This window comes from Dapis hubbardiae BLCC-M172 (assembly GCF_050016015.1).
In the GTDB taxonomy this organism is placed as follows: Bacteria; Cyanobacteriota; Cyanobacteriia; order Cyanobacteriales; family Microcoleaceae; genus Trichodesmium.
Window position 1 is genome coordinate 1 of sequence record NZ_JBNHEQ010000286.1, and the last position, 5,182, is coordinate 5,182.

The 5,182-nt window shown below is 34.8% G+C and carries 1 protein-coding gene; it reads left to right on the forward strand.

Annotated elements, in window-relative coordinates:
* Positions 1-1,600: 1,600 nt before the first annotated feature.
* Positions 1,601-4,984: an alpha-mannosidase gene (locus ACP6PK_RS26540; protein ID WP_426564111.1), complete on the forward strand. Its 3,384-nt coding sequence runs from the start codon at positions 1,601-1,603 to the stop codon at positions 4,982-4,984.
* The last annotated feature ends 198 nt before the right edge of the window (positions 4,985-5,182 follow it).

Here is a 5,182-nt window from a genome sequence, read left to right on the forward strand (position 1 = left end):
TTTTTCTTAAGTCTAAAGGTTTTGGTGAAACAGAATTTTGGGAAAGTTAGGCAGGAGGAGAGAAAATTATAATCTAGCTTTATATCTGAAGTTGAATAAATCTCTGGATACTTATGGTAAATTGATGACTGAATTAGAATTTTATCCATTTTTTTGATGCGGGAAATTTTGACAAAAATCATCATATCAAATATCTGATTTTATAATCAGATAAATAGATTTTGTCGTCAGGCTGAAATCTCAATTATTATCCTGGATTTAAAGGATGATTTTGCGAGTGGCTTTGATTTAACAGTGGAAATATTTAGAGATTTTTTTGACTGTTTGAGTCAATTTTTCTTAAGTCTAAAGGTTTTGGTGAAACAGAATTTTGGGAAAGTTAGGCAGGAGGAGAGAAAATTATAATCTAGCTTTATATCTGAAGTTGAATAAATCTCTGGATGCTTAGGGTAACTTCATCAGCAAATTAAGATTTTTTCGATTTTTTGATGCGGGAAATTTTGACAAAAATTATCATATTAAATATCTGGTGGACAAATCAGATAAATAGATTTTGTCGTCAGGCTGAAATCTAAATTATTATCCTGGATTTAAAGGATGATTTTGCGAGTGGCTTTGATTTAACAGTGGAAATATTTAGAGATTTTTTTGACTGTTTGAGTCAATTTTTCTTAAGTCTAAAGGTTTTGGTGAAACAGAATTTTGGGAAAGTTAGGCAGGAGGAGAGAAAATTATAATCTAGCTTTATATCTGAAGTTGAATAAATCTCTGGATACTTATGGTAAATTGATGACTGAATTAGAATTTTATCCATTTTTTTGATGCGGGAAATTTCCACAAAAATTATCACATCAAATATCTGGTGGGAAAATCAGATAAATAGATTTTATCCTCAGGCTAACATCTAAATTATTCTCCTAGATTTAAAGGATTATTTTGGGAGTAGCTTTGACTAGACAGGGGAAATATTTAGAGATTTTTTTGACTGTTTGAGTCAAAGTTTCCTAAGTCTAAAGGTTTTGGTTAGAGAGGATTTTTGGCAAGTTAGGTAGGAGGATAGAAAATGAAACCTACCTTGATATTTGAAGTTAAATAAATCTCTGAATGCTTATGGTAACTTGATCGGCAAATTGAGATTTTTTAGATTTTTTTATTTGGTCTCTTTAGACAAAAATTATCACATCAAATATCTGGTTGGAAAATTAGGTAAATAGATTTTATCTTCAGGCTGATATCTAAATTATTCTCCTAGATTTAAAGGATTATTTTGGGAGTGGCTTTGACTAGACAGGGGAAATATTTAGAGATTTTTTTGACTGTTTGAGTCAATTTTTCTTAAGTCTAAAGGTTTTGGTGAAACAGAATTTTGGGAAAGTTAGGCAGGGGAGGAAAACTTACAGCCTAGTTTCACATCTAAACTCAAAAAAAGCTCTAGATACTTATAGTAGCTTTATTTTTCTCAGTTCAAAGACCGTGGTTAGAAATATTTTTCTGAAAATTAAGTAGGAGAGAAAAAATGATAATCTAAATCTAGTTTCATATCTGAAATGAAAAAAACTATAGATAGTCATTCTCACCCTTATCAGTCAATCAAAATTTTATGCAATTTTCAATTCCAGAAATTTCCAAAACAATTCAAAAACTTAGAAAATTGACGCAAGTAGATATTCAAAATAAATGGCGATATTGGCAAAAGGATATACCTATTATTGCACTTAAAAATTTAGATGATTGGGATTTAGCTACAACAAATGAAAGAAAACATATTGCTTGGGAAAAAGGCAAACAGGTTTTATGGTTAGGGCAAAAGTTGATAATTCCTCCACATTTAAACGGTTATCTTTTAACTGACTTATCTTTAAGATTGGGTTTGACTTGGTGGGCTCAATCTGCGGAAGTTTATGTCAATGGCAAGTTAGTACAAACGGGAGATTTGTTTGACTGTTCGAGTCGAATTTTGCTGAGTCAAAAGGCGGTAGTTGGAGAGACTTTTATTATTGGCATTAAATTGGTAAGTCCGGAACATGACCGAGGTGCTTTGGTAAAGTCTTGGTGTGTCTATGAAAATCTAGAAAATTATCAGCTAGACCCTGGTTTGATGGCGGATAGATTGGAAATTTTGCTCGAATATTTGACTAAAGTAGAATCTGAGAGCTACTTAAACTTAGAGATAATAAAAAAATCTGTCAGTTTGATAGATTGGCAGACAGTTGGAGAAAGAGAAAAGTTTGAGCGATCGCTACTAAAGCTCCACTCGGAAATAACTAAAATTTCTGACAACTATATTAATAGTTTAAAAGTAAAATTATTAGGTCACGCTCATTTAGATTTAGCTTGGTTATGGGATGTGGAAGAAACTTGGGAAGCTGCGCAACGAACTTTCACATCTGTACTGAATTTACAAGAAGATTTTCCCGAACTTATTTTCTGTCATTCGACTCCGGCACTATATGAATGGATAGAAAAAAATCGACCAGACTTATTTAATGGAATTAAACGACAAATTGATTTAGATAAGTGGGAAGTCGCTGCTGGTTTATGGGTAGAACCAGAATTAAATACTGTCGGAGGAGAATCAATAGTTAGACAAGTTTTATACGGTCAACGTTATGTTTGGGAAAAATTTGGCAGATTTTCTCCTGTCGCTTGGTTGCCAGATACTTTTGGTTTCTGTTGGCAACTTCCGCAAATTTTGCAAGGAGGAAATATCAAATATTTTGCTACTCAGAAGTTACGTTGGAATGATTCTACAGAGTTTCCTTTTGAATTTTTTTGGTGGGAAGCTCCAGATAAAAGTCGAATTTTAAGTTTGATGTTACTGCCGATAGGAGAAAGTATTGAACCTGTAAAAATGGCAAAGTACGCTTGTGAATGGTTTACAAAAACTGGGAACAAAAATGTTTTGTGGTTGTCTGGGGTGGGAGACCACGGCGGAGGTCCGACTCGCGATATGTTGGAGGTAGGTAGGAGATGGCAAGAGTCTGGTTTTTTTCCTGTGTTGGAGTTTTCGACTGCTGAGAATTTTTTGACTGAGTTAGTAGAGGCAAATTTAGGTATTTTTCCTATTTGGCAAGATGAACTTTATCTGGAATTTCATCGGGGGTGTTATACGACTCATGCAGATCAAAAAAGATGGAACCGCCGTTGTGAAAATTTGTTGTACCAGGCGGAGTTGTTTTCTGTTTTTGCCTCAATTATGACTGATTCTTTTTATCGAAAGAATGATTTGGAGATGGCTTGGAAGTTGGTTTTGTTTAATCAGTTTCACGATATTTTACCTGGTTCGGCTATTCCGGAAGTTTATGTGGATGCTAATAATAATTGGCGGGAAGTGGAAAGGTTGGGTAAGGAAATTTTGGCTGAGGCTATGACTAAGGTTGCTGTTAATATTGATGTCTCCCCGCCTTTTCTTTTGGATGCTTTTCCTGGTGGGATGGTTTATCCGATAGTTGTGTTTAATTCTCTCAATTGGCAGAGGTCGGAATTAATTTCGGTTGCTTTGCCAGCGCTTCCCACAAAAAAGGATTTTAGGGAACAGGGGGAGAGCTTTGAGTTAGAGAATGGAGATGAGGAGAGAGAAGGAAGGCAAGGGAGGCTAGGTGGAAAAGGAAGAGAAACAATTTCTAAATCTTCTTTTTCTTCTGCTTCTTCCCTAAGACCTAACTCCGAACATCTAAGCTCTTTGGAGAGTAGGGATGATGACTGGCAAGTTTATGACAATGCTCGGGAAATACTTACTTCTCAGGTGTCGGATAATAATTTACTGTTTGTTGCTTCTGAGATACCAGGGGTTGGTTATCGTGTGTTTTGGTTATGTTCTGGATTTTCGGACTTGGGCAATAAACCACATATACGCACAAATATAGCCCAGTATACAGAGAAGATAGCAAAAAAAATTGAGAATGTCAATACTGTTAGTTTAGAAAAAGAAAAATTGGTTTTAGAGAACAATTTATTACGGGTAAAGGTAGAGGGAGCAACGGGAAATCTAGAGAGTATTTTTGACAAGATTAATCAACGGGAAGTTCTGAGGAAACCAGAAGGAAATAAATTACAAGCTTTTCGTGATGAAGGTCAATATTGGGATGCTTGGAATATCGATCCGAATTATCAGCAACATCCTTTATCTCCAGCAAAATTAATAGATATTTTTTGGGTAGAACAGGGGGAATTAAAAAGTTGTCTGCGGGTAATTAGAAAAATAGGTAATTCTGAGTTTCGTCAGGATTATATTCTCGAAATTGACTCCCCACTATTAAAAATTAAAAGTTGGGTAAATTGGCAGGAAAAACATACTTTAGTCAAAGCAGCTTTTCCCATAAATATAGAAGCAGATTTTGCTACTTATGAAATTCCTTGTGGAGCAATTAAGAGAACTACTAAACCTCAGACAGAAAGAGAGAAAGCAAAATGGGAAGTTCCGGCTTTACATTGGGCAGATATTAGTAAAAATAATTATGGAGTAAGTTTATTGAATGATTGTAAATATGGATATGATGCTAAACCAGATGAATTACGTTTAACTTTATTGAGAGGTTCGACTTGGCCTGACTCGGAAGCCGATGTAGGAATTCACGAATTTACTTATGCTATTTATCCTCATATTGGAAGTTGGGAAAATGCTGGAACTGTGCAACGAGGTTATGAGTTAAATATGCCTTTGCTAGTACAGATAATGCCTTTGATTAGTAAAGAAAAATCTCATGGAAATTTGCCACAAACTTATCGTTTTTTAGGTTGGGAAACTGAGAACTTAATTTTGATGGCGTTGAAACGGTCAGAGGATAATCAACGTTGGATTTTCAGATGTTATGAATGTTTGGGAAGAGAAGCAAAGTTAAATTTGGAAAGTGACGCTGGTTTAGGCATAGGAAAAGTTGTGAATTTGTTGGAGCAAGATGTTAGTGAATCTAATGTTGAGGTTGAGAGTAAGAGTTGTGAAATTTCACCTTGGAAAATAGTCAGTTTTTCCTTAGATTTTTGAAGAAGGAAGAAGAGAGAAGGAAGAGGGAAGAGGGAAGAGTGAAGAGGGAATAAAAAAGTAGATGAGTCTATAGATAATAGATATAGCTGTGGAAAGATGAATTTTTTTCCTCTTTTATCTTTTGCCGAACTCAGATGGCAATTTGAAATTTTTGGTTGTGAAAAGTGGTGAATTTTCTGCATTTATCTTTTGCCTCCT